Below are 16,335 nucleotides of genomic sequence, written 5' to 3' on the forward strand. Positions count from 1 at the left end.
TAGCAAGATCGCGCGCAGGGGCCAAATCGCGCGGCGTCACATCGCGTTGCCCTTTGCTACCGCATCCGCCCCTTGGCGCCCGCTGGGTTGCGCCTTAAGCCGACGCCATGACCACGCTCGCCGCCGCCCAGACCAAGGTTTCAAGCTGGCTGTTCGATCACGCCTTTCCGCTGTGGGCGGATCGCGGCGTGGATGAGGACGGCCGCTTTTTCGAACTGCTCGATTTCGAGGGCAGGCCCGTGACCGGGGCGCGCCGTCGCACGCGGGTGCAGGCGCGCCAGATCTATGTCTTTTGCGAAGCCGCCGCTCTGGGTTGGGAGCGGGGTCGCGCGGTGGCCCAGGCCGGGCTGGATGGGATGATCGCAACTTGCCGGCGCGAGGACGGCCTTTGGGTCGCCGCTACCGATGATGCGGGCGCGGTGCTGGATGAAACGCCAGACCTCTATGACATGGCCTTCGTCCTCTTTTCGCTGGCGGCGGCGCACCGGGTGCTGGGCGATCCGCGTGCGCGACCGCTGGCGCTGGAGACGTTGGCGAAGATCGAGGAGATGATGGCCGCCCCGCACGGCGGTTGGCAGGAGGCCTTGCCGCCGCGCCTGCCGCGCCGACAGAACCCGCATATGCACCTGCTGGAAGCCATGCTGGCCTGGCAGGCGACCGCGCCCGATCGGGCGTTCGAAGCCGCCGCCCGCGTGTCGCTGGATCTGTGCCGGACCCGTTTCCTGATCGACGGCGCCGTCCATGAGTATTTCACGCAGGACTGGGCGCTGGACCGCGCCACGGGACACATCCTCGAACCGGGTCATTTCGAGGAATGGGCCTGGCTGCTGAGCCAGGCCAAGGTCGCTGGACCGGATACGGCGGAGGCGGCCGAGGGGCTTCACCGCCGCGCGGTGGCGCAAGGTTTGAAGGGCGGTTTCATGATCCGCGAGATGGACGCCGCAGGCGCGCCGATCGATGCGGGGCGTCGCCTGTGGTGCCAGACCGAGGCGATCCGTTCGGCCCTGTTGTTCGGCGATGCGGGCGCCGTCGATCTTATCGACGCGACGTTCGACACCCATCTGGCGACTGCCGTTCCTGGTCTGTGGGTGGACAGCTACGATGCGGACGGGCTTTCGCATGACAAGTCTGTGCCCGCCTCCAGCCTTTACCACCTCATGACGGCCTTCATCGAACTGTTGGCGCGCAAGGCATGACGGGCGTTCCTGCAGCCTTTCTGGACCGGGACGGAGTGCTGATCGAGGACGGCGGCTATCCGCATCTGATTGAGGATTTGAAGCTGATCCCCGGTGCGGCCGCAGCCGTGAGGCGGATGAACCAGGGCGGCTATCGTACCGTCATCGTCACCAACCAGTCGGGCGTGGCGCGGGGGCTGTTCAGCGAAGCGCAGATGGAGGCCTTCAACGCCCTGCTGGTCGAGAGGCTGGCGAAGGAGGGTGCGATCATCGACGCGGTCTATGCCGCCCCCTTTCACCCCGAGGCGATCGAGGCGCGCTATCGCCATCCCGATCATCCCGATCGCAAGCCCAATCCCGGCATGTTGTTGCGGGCGATCGCCGAGCACGATCTGGATCCGGCGCGCTCCTTCATCATCGGCGATCAGAAGCGCGATCTGCAGGCGGGCGAACGGGCAGGCGTGGCGGGGTTCCTGTTCGAGGGCGGCGATCTGGACGCCTTCGTGCGCGATGTGGTGGGTCTCTAAAGACCGGGCGTCGCATTTCCTCGCCTGGTGAATTACTCTGGTCGAAAATCGGAGGAGATCGCCAATGAACGCGCCCTATCCCTTTGTCGAACGGCGCTGGACCTCGCCGGATGGTCTCAGCCTGTTCGCGCGCGACTATGCGCCCGGTCCCGGCGCCGCGCGTCCGCCGGTCATCGCCATCCATGGCCTGACCCGCAACAGCGCCGATTTCGAAGCCATCGCCCCCCTGCTGGCTCAGAGTGGGCGGCGGGTGCTGGCGGTGGATGTCCGCGGGCGCGGCCGGTCGGATCGTGCGTCCGACCCCATGACCTACATGCCCGACGTCTATGCGAAGGATGTGCTGGCCCTGATGGAGCAGTCGGGGATCGACCGTGCCGTCTTCCTCGGCACCTCCATGGGTGGGCTGATCACTATGGCGCTGACGGCGATCCGGCCCAAGGCGGTCGTAGCGGCGATTCTGAACGACATCGGTCCGGAGGTGGCGCCCGAGGGGTTGGCGCGCATTGCGGCCTATAGCGGCCAGCCGGTCGAAATCGGCTCCTGGGCCGATGCGGCGGCCTATGCCCGGCGGATCAACGCCGTCGCCTTTCCCAATTATTCGGATGCCGATTGGGACGCCTTCGCGCGGCGCATCTTCCGTCAGCAGCCGGACGGAGAGATCGGTCTGGACTACGATCCCGACATCGCCGTGCCGATAAGGGCGGCGGGGGCCCAGGCGCTGGTTCCTAACCTGTGGCTGTTCTTCAGACGCTTGGCGCGCAAGAAGCCGACCCTGCTGGTGCGCGGCGCGAACTCGGATCTGCTGAGCGCCGACATCGCCGGGCGGATGAAGACGGCCGCGCCGGCCATGGCCTATGTCGAGGTTCCCGGTATCGGCCACGCCCCCATGCTGGACGAGCCGGAGGCCAGGGCGGCGATCTTCGAGTTCCTGTCCGAGGTCGATTAGTCCTTGGTGGGATCGACCTGCGACGCATCCCCATAGGTCAGGGCCAAGAAGACGTCTTCCAGGTCCGGATCCTCGGTGGTGATGTCGGCGATGGTGACGCCGGCGGCGCGGACGGCGTTGATGACCTGTTCCACCGATGACTGCCCCTTTTTGTAGGTCACGGCGAAGGCGCCGCCCGGACGGGGCGTCACCTGGAAGCCGTCAAGGATCGGCGGAGTCATCTGCGGCGTCTCTGGGGTCACGACCACATTGCGGCTGTCCAGACGACGCAGAAGCTGCGGCGTGGGTTCGCAGGCCACGACCTCGCCCCGATTGACGATGGCGATGGTGTCGCAGAGCTCCTGCGCCTCTTCGAGGTAGTGGGTGGTCAGGACGATGGTCACGCCCTCTGCGTTGATCTGGCGGACATAGGCCCACAGCTGGCGGCGCAGTTCGACGTCCACGCCGGCCGTCGGTTCGTCCAGGATCAGGATCGGCGGATTGTGGACCAGGGCCTTGGCCACCATCAGGCGCCGTTTCATGCCGCCGGACAGGGCGCGGACATAGGCGTTGGCCTTGTCCGACAGGCCCAGCGCGGCCAGCAGTTCGTCCGACCGGCGCTCGTTCTTCGGCACGCCATAGAAACCGGCCTGGACCTCCAGCGATTCGCGCGGGGTGAAGAAGACGTCGGCGACGATCTCCTGCGGCACGACGCCCAGGGCGGCGGCGGCGTCGCGCGGCTCCTTGTCGATGTCGCGGCCCCAGATTTTCACCGAGCCTTCGGACTTCTTCACCACCCCGGCCAGGATGTTGATCAGGGTCGATTTGCCGGCGCCGTTCGGCCCCAGAAGTCCGAACACCGAACCGCGGGGAATGACCAGATCGACCCCGCGCAGGGCGGTCTTGGGCGCGGCCTTCTTGGAGCCGGCATAGGTCTTCTTCAGCCCGTGCACCTCGATGGCGTTGTCGGGCAGGGCGGGGGTCTCTGACATGATCGGCTATTCACTCGGGCGGGACGGCGAGCGGCATAGGTAGGGCGCGCGGCTGCATTCGCCAACCTGTCCCACGGCGATGATGCGACAAGCGTGCCTATCTTTGTGTCAATGATGCTTGACTGAGTGCAAATTGATGTCTAGGTTGCTTGTCATAAAGACAACCTAGCTTGATGGAGACAGCAAATGACCACCGTTCAAAAAGCCAAGACGCCCCTGACCCGCACCCGCCTGATCGGCTTCATCGCCATGGGCGTCTGCGCCATCGGCTATATCGGCGGGGGGCTGGCGCTGCTGGCGGGCAAGACCGATCAGATCGAGATGACGCATGCCGCCATCGCCGGCGCCGCCTTGTTGGTCATCGGCGAAATCGGTCTGTGGGTCGGCGCCGGCTGCCTGGGTCTGACCCTGTTCAAGAAGCGCAAGGCGATGCTGAACCGTCTTCTGGGCCGTCGCCCGGCGGCGCCCACCGAGGTTTGACCTTCGGGGCCGGTCCGCCTAGGAAGCCCGCAAGCCTTCCACACCGGACCGCATCATGCCCCCCCGCCATTCCGACGCCATCATCCCGCCGCCCGAAGAGATCGTGGTCTCCACCAAGCGCGTGGCCTGCGACGGCGGCGGCGGGGCGCTGGGTCACCCGCTGGTCTATATGGACATGGGCGAGGACGACTTCATCGAATGCGGCTATTGCGACCGGCGTTTCGTCCTGTCGGCCCATCCGCACGACGAGAACGAATATCTGAGCCCGGCGGCCCGCGCGCCCGAGGCCCACTGAGCCGTTCGTAACCTCAGTTCAGTCGCGGTGTGACGGCGTCTGGGTCTATAGAGCGCTGACACCCCGTTCGGACGGAGACGAGCCTTGCGCTATCTGCACACCATGGTCCGGGTAAAGGACATCGACGCCTCGCTGCATTTCTACTGCGACCTATTGGGTCTGCAGGAGGTGCGGCGCACCGAGAACGAGGCAGGGCGGTTCACCCTGGTCTTCCTCGCTGCGCCCAAGAACCTGGCGCAATCGGCGGCGGAACGCTGTCCTGAAGTCGAGCTGACCTTCAACTGGGACCCGGAAGAGTATCAGGGCGGCCGCAACTTCGGCCATCTGGCCTACAAGGTCGACGACATCTACGCCGCCTGCCAGACGCTGATGGACGGCGGGGTGACGATCAACCGCCCGCCGCGCGACGGCAACATGGCCTTCGTGCGCTCGCCCGACGGCATTTCCATCGAACTGCTTCAGGAAGGCGCGCCGCTGGCGCCGGCCGAGCCCTGGGCCTCGATGCCCAATACCGGAGCATGGTGATGCGTGCGGGGCAGGGGCTATCGCTGGCCTTGGCGGCGCTGGCCCTGACCCTGTCGGCCTGCGCCTCGACCACCGAGAGCAACACCGGCCGCACGGCGACGGAGCAGCTTCTTCTGGCGCGGGCGTCGGACAAGGCGGTCGAAGGCCTGGTCTTACCGCTGCCTCTCGGGGCCTCGGTCTTCGTCGATGACGCCTATTTCCAGGGCGAGGGCACGCGTTACGCCGTCAGCGCCATTCGCAGCGGCATCTCCGACGCCGGTTTCAGTCTGGCGCGCAACAAGGACGAGGCGAACGCGGTGTTCGAAATCCGCGCGGGCGCCCTGTCGCTGGAGCAGATGCGGCGCGTGTTCGGCATTCCAGAGATGCGGATCCCGATCAACGAGACCCTCAACGTCGTCTCGCTGCCGGAGCTGTCGGTCTATAGCCACCGCGACCGGGTCGGCGTCGCCGAGTTTTCCGGCTTCCTCTATGAGGCCAAGACCGGCGCGCCTCTGGGCGCCGTCATGCCGATGATCGGCACCTATCGCATCCGCAGTCACAAGGCCTTCATGGTCGTGGCCTGGGGTCAGCAACAGGCTCAGCCGGGTCAACGCGATCCCGGATCGAGCTGGACCGAATTCTGACGCTGACGCGGCGGCCCCGTCCGCCTATGTTCCGGACATGACCGAGACCGCCGCGCCCGAAACGAACGAGACCGAACGCAGCCCGACGCAGGACGGCCCCGCGTTGCGGCTGTGGATGATCGACGCCTCGGCCTATATTTTCCGCGCCTATCACGCCCTTCCGCCGCTGACGCGCAAGTCGGACGGACTGCCGGTGGGTGCGGTCCAGGGCTACTGCAACATGTTGTGGAAGCTGCTGAAGGACATGAAGGGCGCCGACGGTCCTACCCATCTGGTGGCCATCTTCGACCATTCTGAGAAGACGTTCCGCAACACGCTGTACGACCAGTACAAGGCCCACCGCCCGCCGCCGCCCGAGGACCTGATCCCGCAGTTTCCGTTGGTGCGCGAGGCGACGGCGGCGTTCGGGGTGCATTGCGTCGAACTGCCCGGCTACGAGGCCGACGACCTGATCGCCACCTACGCCTGCAAGGCGCGCGATGCGGGCGGAGAGGCGGTGATCGTCTCGTCCGACAAGGACCTGATGCAGCTGATCGGCGGCGGCGTCGTGATGTGGGATCCGATGAAGGACCGGCGTCTGGCCGAGGCCGAGGTGTTCGAGAAGTTCGGCGTCGGCCCCGAGAAGATGGTCGATCTGCAGGCCCTGATCGGCGACAGCGTCGACAACGTGCCCGGCGCTCCCGGCATCGGACCGAAGACGGCTGCCCAGTTGCTGGACGAATACGGCGATCTGGACACCTTGCTGGCGCGCGCCGGCGAGATCAAACAGCCGAAACGCCGAGAGACCCTGATCGCCTTCGCCGACCAGATCCGTCTGTCGCGCGAACTGGTGCGCTTGACCTGCGATGCGCCGGCGCCCGAGCTGATCGACGACTTCGCCGTGCGCGATCCCGATCCCGAGATCCTGTCGGCCTTTTTGGAGACGATGGAGTTCCGCTCGCTTCAACGCCGCGTCGGCGACGGCAAGGCCGGCCCCAGTGACGTCTCGGCCTTTGCGCCCAAGCGTGCGCCGAACCTGAATGCCCCCGTCGCCACGCCGCGTTATGGGCAGGTCGTGGAAGGCCCGGCGGAGGTCCAGACCTTCGACCACGCCGTCTATGAATGCGTCCAGACCGAAGAGGCGCTGGATCGGTGGATCGCGCGCGCGACCGAGGTCGGCGTCGTCGGTTTCGACACCGAGACCGACGCCCTGTCGGCGACCCATGCGGGCCTGTGCGGCGTGTCGTTGGCCGTGGGGCCGAACGAGGCCTGCTACATCCCCCTGACGCACGAGCACGAGCCGCAGGCGAACGACGGCGGCCTGTTCGGTGAACCGGAAGAGGCGCGCGAGCCGATCCATCAGCTGGACAAGCCCACGACCCTGGCGAAGCTGAAGACGCTGCTGGAAGATCCGTCGGTTCTGAAGGTGTTGCAGAACGCCAAATACGACATCGCCGTCATGGCGCGCCGCGGCATTCGCGTCGCGCCCTATGACGACACCATGCTGATCTCCTACGTGCTGGAGGGCGGACTGCACGGGCATGGCATGGACGAGCTGTCGCGCCTGCACCTGGGCCACGAACCGATCCCGTTCAAGCGGGTGGCGGGGACCGGCAAGAGCCAGAAATCCTTCAAGCACGTCGCGCTGAAACCAGCCTCGGAATATGCCGCCGAGGATGCGGACGTGACCCTGCGGCTGTGGCGTATTCTGAAACCCCGTCTGGCGCGTGAGGGGCTGTCCACCGTCTATGAGACGCTGGAGCGTGGCATGCCCACTGTGCTGGCGGACATGGAGCTGAACGGCGTCCGTATCGATCCCGACCGGCTGAAGCGGTTGTCCAGCGAGTTCGGCCTGCGCATGGCCGAGTTGGAAGCCCAGGCCCACGAGATCGCGGGCCGGCCCTTCAACATCGGCTCGCCGCGCCAGATCGGCGAGATTCTGTTCGGCGAGCTGAACCTGCCGGGCGGCAAGAAGACCGCCTCGGGCCAATGGGGCACTGACGCCAGCGTACTGGAGGAGCTGGCCCAAAACCCCGGCGTGGGCCACGATCTGCCGCGCGTCCTGCTGGACTGGCGCCAACTGTCCAAGTTGAAGGGCACCTATACCGACGCCCTGACCGCCGCCGCCGACCCCGCGACCGACCGCGTCCACACCAGCTATCAACTGGCCGCCGCCACCACCGGCCGTCTGGCGTCCAGCGACCCCAATCTTCAGAACATCCCGATCCGCACCGAGACCGGCCGCGAGATACGCCAGGCCTTCATCGCCGCGCCCGGCAATGTCCTGATCAGCGCCGACTACAGCCAGATCGAGTTGCGCCTGCTGGCCCATATCGGCGACATTCCCGAGCTGAAGCGCGCCTTCAAGGCGGGGCTGGACATTCACGCCGCCACCGCGTCCGAGATGTTCGGCGTCCCTGTCGAAGGTATGCCGTCCGAGACGCGGCGCCGCGCCAAGGCCATCAACTTCGGCATCGTCTACGGCATTTCGGCCTTCGGTCTGGCCAACCAGTTGGGCATCGATCAGGGCGAGGCGGGGGCCTATATCAAGACCTATTTCGAACGTTTCCCCGGCATCCGCGCCTATATGGACAAGACCAAGGCCGAGGTCCGTCAAGCCGGCTTCGTCTCCACCGTTTTCGGCCGCCGTATCCACATCCCCGCCATCCACTCGAAATCGGGCGCCGAACGCCAGTTCGGCGAGCGCGCCGCCATCAACGCCCCCATCCAGGGCGCCGCCGCCGACATCATCCGCCGCGCCATGATCCGCATGCCTGCCGCCCTGACTGACGCCGGCCTGAGCACGCGCATGCTGCTCCAGGTCCACGACGAACTGGTCTTCGAAGCCCCCGAGGCCGAAGCCGACCGCGCCATCGTCGTCATCAAGCAGGTGATGGAGAATGCATTCGACCCAGCGGTGGCCCTAACCGTGCCGCTGGTGGTGGAAGCGCGAGCGGCGTCGAACTGGGACGCCGCGCACTGACATTTAGCAGTTGCTCAGAAGCGCATCGACACTGCTTAAGAGTTGTGCTGGATTCCCCGGCTATTTTCGGGGATTTTCATCTTGTTCGCCTCAACCCTTCTGCTTCTCTCGGCCATAATGTTGGACCCGGGCACACCACGCCTGTGGGAGCGGCCGAGCACCGACATTAGTTGGGCAGCCACTCCAGATCCCGAGGTGACCGTTGAACTGATGCCTGGCTTTGCGGCGAGTCTGGGCGTCAATGGCTGGGCGCGCATTCGCTGTTACCAACGACAAGACGGTCATCCCTATAATTGTCGCGTCGTGGATGAACGTCCCTATGGCCTGGGTTTTGGGGCTGCTGCGCGCGTTATCGTGGCCAGCGGGGAACTGAAGCTGGGTCGAGCCGGAGTCGTTCCGGTGCCCGGCGAGATGCAGACGATCGTTCGCTTTTCCGTTCAGGATGCGCCCGTCTGGAAGGGGCCTGAACCCACGAAAACGCAGTTGCAACTGGCGCGTCAACTTGTCGAGCGCGCCTTGGAACGTGATGAGCCAGAGGAAAATGATGTTCTGGATGGGCTCGATTACGACCGCCGACTCGTCGTTCAGCCGTGGGTTGACGAACTGTTCGTCGAAGTCCGCGCGCAACACCCAGAGATGATGGCGATCCAGTTGGCAAGAGTCGCCAGTGAGAATGATTTACGCCGCCTTCTCGCAGGCCAATACGTTGCCCTTCCTGACGAAGATCTTTTCGACTCAGCGGCGCCAGTATCGGAAGCGATAGAAAACGCGTTCGAAGAGCTGAAGCGTCGCTATTGTACGCAATATAGCTGTGACAGTAGCGAAGGTGCGCACCAGACGCGCTGATCCACAGGATAAGCTTAAGCCGCGATCATCCCGATGTCGTCGGGGACTTCGCCGCGGCCCAGAAGGCCGGTTTCGAAGTCCATGAAGATGTCCATCAGCTCTTCGACGTTCACCGGCGCGGCGCCGGGGCCGAAGCGGAAGCGCCAGTAGCTGACGATGTGCTGGACGGCGCCCAGCTGGTCGCCCAGCTTGGCGAACATCGAAGGAGCGTCCAGCAGGAAGTCGCGGAATGCGGTGGGGCGGCCCTCCTGCGTCAGCTTGGCGTAGGCGTCGTCATAGATGCGAAGCGTGCGGCTGACTTCGTCGCAGGTCTTGATGATACGACTGCGCAGGACGTCGCGGCTGCGGGCCAGATATTCCTTGGCTGCACGGTCGATTTTGCCGACGGGCTTGATGGTGCGCACGGCCTCGGCGACGCCGGCGACCTCGCCCAGCAGGGCGGCCAGCGTCCACTTGTAATAGAGGAAGCCCTTCCAGCAGAAGACACCCTCCTGATACTGCTCCGGCGCCAGACGCAGGGTCAGACGCAGAGCGTCCAGTTGGTCACCGGGCGTGTTGGACAGGATCTTGGACGCCATCCGCCCGGCCGAATCCGAGTTCACGGCGACCGTGTCGGGACCCAGGCTGAGGGTCACCAGCGGCTCGATCTCGCTGCGGACGAAGGCCAGCATGCGCTGAAGATCGCTGTCGCTGATGGAGAAATAGCAGGGCGAGGGGTCCAGGCCGCCGCGACGCAACTGCTCGCGCAGCAGGAAAGGATCCAGCGACGGCAGTTTGTCGATCAGGCGCAGGGTCTCGATGTCCGGATGGGTGGCGGCGACGCCGAACGCCTCCATCATCATCCGCTCGAAGCCGATCTGGTTGACGAAGACGTAGCGGCCGCCGGTCTTCAGGTCCGCATCGTCGATGGGGATGACGACCTTGGTCGCGACCTGGCGGCGGCCGGTGAACAGGTCGGTCTCGTTGCGACGCAGGCGATGCTTGATGATCAGGGCGCGGTTCAGGGCCGAGGTGCGAAAGATCGGACGCGCGGCCCAGTCGGGATTGCGCACGGCGCCGTCGGCGGCGCTGTCGCCGTTTTCCTCCCACACGCGCAGCAGGTTCAGCACGCGGGCGGTGGAGGCGGAGCTCTTGAGATGTTCGAGATTGCGGACGGCGCGATCGGTCATGTCGCGCAGATTGCACCGGCAATCGTGACCAAATGGCTTAGCTCGGCCAGAAAAGGAACGGGGGTCGCCGAAGCGACCCCCGCCTGATGGCTTTCAGACTTAAGATCAGAAGGCGGCGGTCACCGAGATCCAGAGGCGGCGCGGCTCCTGATTGTTGGCGAACTCGGGCGCATAGGCGACCGGGCTGCCGTAGGGCAGCAGGCTGACGAAGTCCTTGTCGAACAGATTGTAGACGACCGCATTGACCGTCAGATTGTCGTCGATGCGGTAGGCGCCGCCGAGATGAAACAGGCTGTAGGCCTCATAGTCGCCCAGCGCCGTCTGGGCCGCGCCTTCGCCGCGATAGCGGGCCGAGCGATACTCGCCGCGCAGCCACAGGTTCATCCGGTCGGTGGCGTTCCAGCGCAGGTTGGCGTTGACCATATGCTCGGGCGTGTCGGTCAGGGGCTGGCCGGCCGCGGCGCCCGACTTCTGCTCACTGTCGGTGAAGGTGTAGTTGCCCTGAAGCGTCCAGGCGTCGTTGAAGCGGTAACGCGCCGTGGCCTCGACCCCCTGCGTGACCGCCTCGTCGATATTGATGCTCTGACCGAAGGTGTCGACGGTCGAGATATAGGCCGTGTAGAAGCCGACATCGAAGCAGCCTGACGTGTTGTAGCCGCCGGCCGCGTACTGGGCTGGCGTTAGGCCGAACAGGCAGTTGGCGATGGGCACGCCGGTGGCGATCTTGTCGTCGAACTGGTTGTGAAAGACCGTGATCCCTGCGCGCAGGCGGTCATGGTCGTCATACAGAACGGCGAACTCGGTCGACGTCGAGGTTTCCGGCATCAGACCCGGGCTGCCCAACAAGGGTAGGCGGCCCTGGGCGCCGAAGCCGTTGATGCCCGAGGCCAGCTGTTCCAGGCGCGGGGTCTTGAAGCCTTGGCTGACGCCGCCCTTGACGGTCCAGACATCGGTCGGGTTCCAGACCAGATAGGCGCGCGGGCTGAAGTGCGAGCCGAAGGTCGAGTGGTCGTCGTGACGGGCGCCGACCGTCAGGGCCAGGGTATCGGTGAAACGCCATTCGTCCTCGGCGAAGACGGCCCACTGGGTGTGGTTGAACGTGCCCGACACCACGCCGTCCGTCATCTCGGCTTCCCAGTGCTGGCCGCCGACGGTGAAGGTGTGTTTGCGCCATTGCGAGAACAGTTTGGTGTCGAAGATGCGGTTTTCGCTTTCCAGATCGCGCGGGCTGCCGGCGCCGGCGACGCCATTGGGGATGATCCGGCCCTTGGTTTCGGTCGTGGCGATCGAATAGTTGGATTCCAGCGTGCCGAACGGCAGGCGCCAGTTATGGGCGATGGCGATCTGGTCGCGGTTGAACTCCAGGAATTTGTCGTAGCCGCCGGCGGTGGTGGCGGTCCCCATCTGGCCCTTAGAGTTGTCGTACCACTGACGGCCAACGTCGGCGTCGATCCAGAAGTCGTGGTCGGGGTGAAGGTCGAAGGCCAGGCGGGCGCCCGCCGACCAGATCTGGTTGGCGGTGGCGCTGCGGCCGAAGCCGGTGACGGGGGTCTCGGCGCCGGCGACGTTCTCGAACGTCAGGTTCGACTGTTCCCGTTCCAAACGCGAGCCGCGGATCGACAGTCCGACGCGGTCCTTGATCAGCGGGCCGGCCAGATAGACATCGCCCCCGCGGATCGGGCCGAATTCGTCATCGCCCTGGATCGTGTAATGGGCGCTGGCCGAGCCGTGCCATTCGTCGCCGATCTTGCGGGTGATGATGTTGACCACCCCGCCCATGGCGTCGGAGCCGTAGAGGGTCGAGACGGGGCCGCGCACGACCTCGACCCGCTCGATGGCCGAGACAGGGGGCAGGAAGCTGTTGGACGTCTCGCCGAAACCGTTGGGGGTCACGCTGCCGGCCGTGTTCTGGCGGCGGCCGTCGATCAGGATCAGGGTGTAGTCAGAGCCCATGCCCCGGATGTTGATGGTCTGACCGCCCGACTTGCCGACGGCGGCGCCGGTATCGACGCCTTCGACATTGTTCAGGATCTCGGCGAGCGAGACGGCTCGGACCTCTTCGATCTCGGCGCGGGGAATGACGCTGATCGAGGCGGGCGCCTGGTTGATGCGCTGTTCGAAGCCCGAGGCGGTGACCACGATCTCGCCCAGCTCGGCCGTCTGCGTCGCCTGTCCGGCCGTGACCGGCTGAACGGTCTCCGCCAGGACGGCGCCCGAGGTCAGGCCGAAAGCGCAGGAAGCGCCGGCCAACAGGCGAGCGCGGGTCGAGAAGGTCATGATCGGAATAGCCCCTGATATTTGCGAGCGCCTCTCAACAGCATTCGCAACCTTACTCCAAGGGGGGTGCGCCCATCGGTCGCAAGCGACGCCGTATCGCGTGGGGCAGCCGGTGGGCGCCGCTGGCGTGTTGCCGCGATCCGGGTCTAGAACGACGGCATGCAGATCTTCGACATCCTGATCATCGTCGCCATCGCCGCCGTGACGATCACCCTGGGCTTCGGCCTCTATTCCCTGTTCCGGGGTGGAGACTATGCGCGGACCAACTCCAACAAGCTGATGCGGCTGAGAGTCGGGCTTCAGGCGCTGGCCGTGATCCTGCTGGTCGTCGGCATGATGTGGAAGGCGGCGCAGGGGGCCTGATCATGGTGACGCTGAACAAGATCTACACCCGGACCGGCGACGACGGTCGCACGCGGCTGGCGTCTGGCGCGCCGGTGTCGAAGACCGACGCCCGCGTCGAAGCCTATGGCGCCGTGGACGAACTGAACGCCGTGATCGGCGTCGCACGGCTGAACAGCGGCCAGAACGACCGCATCGACGCCATGCTGGGCCGTATCCAGAACGAGCTGTTCGACCTGGGCGCCGATCTGGCGACGCCGCTGGATCCGCCGCCTGCGTGGGAAGCCCTGCGGATCATCGACACCCAGGTGGCGCGGCTGGAGCAGGAGATCGACTGGATGAACGAGAGCCTCAAGGCGCTCGACAGCTTCATCCTGCCGGGCGGCGCCCCGCTGTCGGCGCATCTTCACGTGGCGCGCACGGTCTGCCGACGCGCGGAACGCGAGGCCGTGCGCCTAGTCGAAAGCGGCGAGGCGGTGAATGTCGAGGCGGTCAAATATCTGAACCGCCTGTCGGACCATCTGTTCGTCGCTGCCCGCCGCGCCAATGCCAACGGCGCCAGCGATGTAAAGTGGAAACCGGGCGCGACGCGCTAGACTTTATGCGGCCGGCCGTGCTGCGGCCAGGGCCGCCTTCTGGCGTTCGACCTCGACGGCGCGGGCGCGGTCCTCGGCAGCAAGTTGCTGTTCGATGCGGACCAGTTCTCGGTTCTTTTCGGCCGAGGCTTCCTCGCGCGAGACGCCGTTGGGCCGGCCCGTGATCTGGGCGATGGAGATGGGCTGGGCGCAGATACGGCTGTCCATGTCGTACCACTTGCCTGCCGCCTCGCAGCGTTTGCCGGGCGCGACCCAATAGTCCTGCAGGATGAAAATCCCCACGATGGCGACGCCGAACAGGGCGAAGAAAATCATCGCCAGGCGGGGAAAGGTCAGGAAACGCTTCATCTCGTGGTCCGTTGGGTAAGGGTCTCAGCCACAGCTTGACCCCGCGTTACGTTGACAGGCCCTCGCGACCGCTCCATGTCCTGCCCTCACATTCAGGCGATTTCACGGATAGACCCATGAAGGTACTCGTCCCCGTCAAACGGGTGATCGACTATAACGTCAAGGCCCGCGTGAAGGCGGACCAGTCAGGCGTCGATCTGGCCAACGTCAAGATGAGCATGAATCCCTTCGACGAGATCGCCGTCGAAGAGGCGGTTCGTCTTAAGGAAGGCAAGGAACATCACGCCGCCGGCACCGCGACCGAGATCGTCGTGGTCTCCATCGGCGTGACCCAGGCCCAGGAAACCATCCGCACCGCCCTGGCCATGGGCGCGGATCGGGGCATCCTGATCCAGTCGGACACGGACCTGGAGCCTCTGGCGGTCGCCAAGCTGCTGAAGGCGGTGGTCGAGGAAGAAAAGCCCGACCTGGTCCTGATGGGCAAACAGTCCATCGACGGCGACAATAATGCGGTGGGCCAGATGCTGGCCGCCCTGCTGGACTGGCCCCAGGCGACCTTCGCCGGCAAGCTGATGGTCGATGCCGGCAAGGCTACGGTGACGCGCGAGGTCGACGGCGGCCTTCAGACCATCGCCGCCGAACTGCCGGCGGTGGTGACGGTGGACCTGCGGCTGAACACGCCGCGCTACGCCTCCCTGCCCAACATCATGAAGGCCAAGAAGAAGGAGATCGCCGTCAAGGCGGTCGCCGACTATGGCGTTGATGTCGCCGACCGTCTGAAGGTCCTGAAGGTCACCGAGCCGCCCAAGCGGTCGGCCGGCGTCAAGGTGGCCGATGCGGCCGAACTGGTTTCCAAGCTCAAGTCCGTGGGAGCGCTGTAATATGGCTGTCCTCGTCATCGCCGATCACGACGGTTCGACCGTTCGTGACACCACAAACAAGACCGTGACCGCCGCCCTGGGTCTGTCGCCCGACGTGGACGTTCTGGTCGTGGGGCAGGGGGCGCAAGCCGCCGCCGAGGCCGCGTCCAGGATCGCGGGCGTCCGCAAGGTGCTGCTGGCCGAGAGCGCGGGCCTGGGCCACGGCCTGGCCGAGGCGGTGACGGACACCGTCGTGCCCCTGGCCGCCGGCTACGACGCCATCCTGACGCCGGCCTCGACGGACGGGAAGAATTTCGCCCCCCGGATCGCCGCCAAGCTGGACGCCGCTCCGATCTCGGACATCATCGAGGTCGTCTCGGCCGATACATTCGTGCGACCGATCTACGCCGGCAACGCGCTGGAAACGATCCAATCGGCCGACGCCAAGAAGGTCATCACCGTGCGTCCGACGGCCTTCGCCGCCGCCGCTGAGGGCGGTTCCGCCTCAATCGAGAGCGTCGCCGGCGCCGATGCGCCCAAGACGACCTTCGTGTCGGAAGAAATGGTCAAGTCGGATCGCCCCGAACTGGGCGCCGCCAAGATCATCGTCTCGGGCGGTCGCGCTCTGGGCTCGGCGGACGAGTTCCACGCCGTGATGGAGCCGCTGGCCGACAAGCTGGGCGCCGCCATCGGCGCCTCGCGTGCAGCGGTCGATGCCGGCTATGCGCCCAACGACTACCAGGTCGGCCAGACCGGCAAGGTCGTGGCTCCGGCGCTGTATATCGCCATCGGCATCTCGGGCGCGATCCAGCACCTGGCCGGGATGAAGGACTCCAAGACCATCGTCGCCATCAACAAGGACCCGGACGCCCCGATCTTCCAGGTCGCGGACTATGGTCTGGTCGGCGACTACAAGACCATCGTGCCGGAACTGATGACCGCCCTGGGCTAAGCCTGGGTTAGATCAATAGGAGGAGGGCGCGGCGCCGAACGGAGCCGCGCCCTTTTTCTTGCCCGTAGAGGATCGGATGGCCAACCTTCCCATAAGGCTGCAGCCCGGCGCGGCGGTGGATCGCATCGAGGGCTGGGAGGCGGACGCAGAGGGACGGCGCGTGCTCAAGGTGCGCGTGCGCGCCCGTCCCATAGACGGAGAGGCCAATGACGCCCTGATCCGGCTGCTGGCCAAGAGCCTTGGCGTGTCGAAGTCGTCGGTGACCGTGGTGCGCGGCGGCCAGTCGCGGTCGAAGATGGTTGTCGTCGATGGCCTTGATGACGAGGCGCTGTGCGCACGAATCGCCGAAATTCTCTCCGGCGACTGAGAGAGACCCTTTTAGGCGATTAGCGCGTTCTTCATCCAAGCCGGAGAACAGACCCATGACCACGGACGCCCGTA

At 65.7% G+C, this 16,335-nt stretch carries 19 protein-coding genes (1 of these 19 cut by a window edge); 15 read left to right on the plus strand and 4 right to left on the minus strand.

Annotation, left to right across the window (positions count from 1 at the left end):
- Nucleotides 1-107: 107 nt before the first annotated feature.
- The 3 genes from ACQY72_RS10255 (at nucleotide 108) to ACQY72_RS10265 (ending at nucleotide 2,648) form a co-directional block, all read left to right on the plus strand.
- The gene (locus ACQY72_RS10255) at nucleotides 108-1,196 is read left to right on the plus strand and encodes an AGE family epimerase/isomerase (protein WP_428153397.1); all 1,089 of its coding nucleotides are present in this window, start codon (nucleotides 108-110) and stop codon (nucleotides 1,194-1,196) included.
- Nucleotides 1,193-1,702 carry a D-glycero-alpha-D-manno-heptose-1,7-bisphosphate 7-phosphatase gene (locus ACQY72_RS10260; RefSeq protein ID WP_428153398.1) on the plus strand — a complete coding sequence of 170 codons (510 nt, stop codon included), beginning with the start codon at nucleotides 1,193-1,195 and terminating at the stop codon, nucleotides 1,700-1,702. Before ACQY72_RS10255 ends, ACQY72_RS10260 begins: the two co-directional genes overlap by 4 nt.
- A 64-nt stretch (nucleotides 1,703-1,766) precedes the next feature.
- Entirely contained in the window at nucleotides 1,767-2,648 is an 882-nt protein-coding gene (locus ACQY72_RS10265; protein ID WP_428153399.1) for an alpha/beta fold hydrolase, read from the plus strand.
- Here ACQY72_RS10265 and ACQY72_RS10270 read toward each other — a convergent pair.
- The gene (locus ACQY72_RS10270; protein ID WP_135194344.1) at nucleotides 2,645-3,619 is read right to left on the minus strand and encodes an ABC transporter ATP-binding protein; all 975 of its coding nucleotides are present in this window, start codon (nucleotides 3,617-3,619) and stop codon (nucleotides 2,645-2,647) included. The two genes, ACQY72_RS10265 and ACQY72_RS10270, sit on opposite strands and share 4 nt — an antisense overlap.
- Nucleotides 3,620-3,805: 186 nt before the next feature.
- Between ACQY72_RS10270 and ACQY72_RS10275 the strand changes: the two genes are divergently transcribed.
- The 6 genes from ACQY72_RS10275 (at nucleotide 3,806) to ACQY72_RS10300 (ending at nucleotide 9,350) form a co-directional block, all read left to right on the plus strand.
- Nucleotides 3,806-4,099, plus strand: coding sequence for a hypothetical protein (locus ACQY72_RS10275; protein WP_409717172.1), 294 nt, complete (start codon nucleotides 3,806-3,808; stop codon nucleotides 4,097-4,099).
- A 55-nt stretch (nucleotides 4,100-4,154) separates the two neighbouring features.
- Nucleotides 4,155-4,394, plus strand: coding sequence for a zinc-finger domain-containing protein (locus tag ACQY72_RS10280; RefSeq protein ID WP_159848963.1), 240 nt, complete (start codon nucleotides 4,155-4,157; stop codon nucleotides 4,392-4,394).
- 84 nt (nucleotides 4,395-4,478) lie between these two features.
- The gene (locus ACQY72_RS10285; RefSeq protein WP_372691712.1) at nucleotides 4,479-4,919 is read left to right on the plus strand and encodes a VOC family protein; all 441 of its coding nucleotides are present in this window, start codon (nucleotides 4,479-4,481) and stop codon (nucleotides 4,917-4,919) included.
- Complete coding sequence (locus ACQY72_RS10290) at nucleotides 4,919-5,542, plus strand: DUF6655 family protein (RefSeq protein ID WP_428153401.1); 624 nt, start codon at nucleotides 4,919-4,921, stop codon at nucleotides 5,540-5,542. The genes ACQY72_RS10285 and ACQY72_RS10290 overlap by 1 nt, the downstream gene beginning before the upstream one ends.
- 37 nt (nucleotides 5,543-5,579) lie before the next feature.
- A complete protein-coding gene (polA, locus tag ACQY72_RS10295; protein WP_428153402.1) occupies nucleotides 5,580-8,504 on the plus strand; it encodes a DNA polymerase I in 2,925 nt (974 codons plus the stop codon).
- A 195-nt stretch (nucleotides 8,505-8,699) separates the two neighbouring features.
- Complete coding sequence (locus tag ACQY72_RS10300) at nucleotides 8,700-9,350, plus strand: hypothetical protein (RefSeq protein WP_428153404.1); 651 nt, start codon at nucleotides 8,700-8,702, stop codon at nucleotides 9,348-9,350.
- 14 nt (nucleotides 9,351-9,364) lie between these two features.
- On the opposite strand, the gene ACQY72_RS10305 is transcribed toward ACQY72_RS10300, so the two are convergent.
- The gene (locus ACQY72_RS10305) at nucleotides 9,365-10,519 is read right to left on the minus strand and encodes a hypothetical protein (RefSeq protein WP_428153406.1); all 1,155 of its coding nucleotides are present in this window, start codon (nucleotides 10,517-10,519) and stop codon (nucleotides 9,365-9,367) included.
- Nucleotides 10,520-10,624: 105 nt separating this feature from the next.
- Nucleotides 10,625-12,796: a TonB-dependent receptor domain-containing protein gene (locus ACQY72_RS10310; RefSeq protein WP_428153407.1), complete on the minus strand. Its 2,172-nt coding sequence runs from the start codon at nucleotides 12,794-12,796 to the stop codon at nucleotides 10,625-10,627.
- Nucleotides 12,797-12,955: 159 nt separating this feature from the next.
- Here ACQY72_RS10310 and ACQY72_RS10315 point away from each other — a divergent pair, with 159 nt between their 5' ends.
- Both ACQY72_RS10315 and ACQY72_RS10320 read left to right on the plus strand, forming a co-directional pair.
- On the plus strand, nucleotides 12,956-13,159 hold the full coding sequence (locus tag ACQY72_RS10315; protein WP_428153409.1) for a twin transmembrane helix small protein: 204 nt from the start codon (nucleotides 12,956-12,958) through the stop codon (nucleotides 13,157-13,159).
- Between the two features lie 2 nt (nucleotides 13,160-13,161).
- The gene (locus ACQY72_RS10320) at nucleotides 13,162-13,734 is read left to right on the plus strand and encodes a cob(I)yrinic acid a,c-diamide adenosyltransferase (protein WP_428153410.1); all 573 of its coding nucleotides are present in this window, start codon (nucleotides 13,162-13,164) and stop codon (nucleotides 13,732-13,734) included.
- Nucleotides 13,735-13,737: 3 nt separating this feature from the next.
- On the opposite strand, the gene ACQY72_RS10325 is transcribed toward ACQY72_RS10320, so the two are convergent.
- Entirely contained in the window at nucleotides 13,738-14,082 is a 345-nt protein-coding gene (locus ACQY72_RS10325) for a hypothetical protein (protein ID WP_428153412.1), read from the minus strand.
- A 116-nt stretch (nucleotides 14,083-14,198) separates the two neighbouring features.
- Between ACQY72_RS10325 and ACQY72_RS10330 the strand changes: the two genes are divergently transcribed.
- The 4 genes from ACQY72_RS10330 to ACQY72_RS10345 form a co-directional block, all read left to right on the plus strand.
- A complete protein-coding gene (locus ACQY72_RS10330) occupies nucleotides 14,199-14,963 on the plus strand; it encodes an electron transfer flavoprotein subunit beta/FixA family protein (protein ID WP_428153414.1) in 765 nt (254 codons plus the stop codon).
- Between the two features lies 1 nt (nucleotide 14,964).
- Entirely contained in the window at nucleotides 14,965-15,894 is a 930-nt protein-coding gene (locus tag ACQY72_RS10335; protein WP_428153415.1) for an electron transfer flavoprotein subunit alpha/FixB family protein, read from the plus strand.
- 76 nt (nucleotides 15,895-15,970) lie between these two features.
- Nucleotides 15,971-16,261, plus strand: a complete 291-nt coding sequence (locus tag ACQY72_RS10340; protein ID WP_428153417.1) for a DUF167 domain-containing protein — start codon at nucleotides 15,971-15,973, stop codon at nucleotides 16,259-16,261.
- Nucleotides 16,262-16,316: 55 nt separating this feature from the next.
- Nucleotides 16,317-16,335: the 5' portion of a hypothetical protein gene (locus ACQY72_RS10345; RefSeq protein ID WP_428153419.1), read on the plus strand. 182 nt of this gene lie beyond the right edge of the window; only the first 19 of its 201 coding nucleotides appear in the window; the start codon lies at nucleotides 16,317-16,319; its stop codon lies beyond the right edge, outside the window.

This window comes from Brevundimonas sp. (assembly GCF_965279155.1).
GTDB lineage: Bacteria > Pseudomonadota > Alphaproteobacteria > Caulobacterales > Caulobacteraceae > Brevundimonas.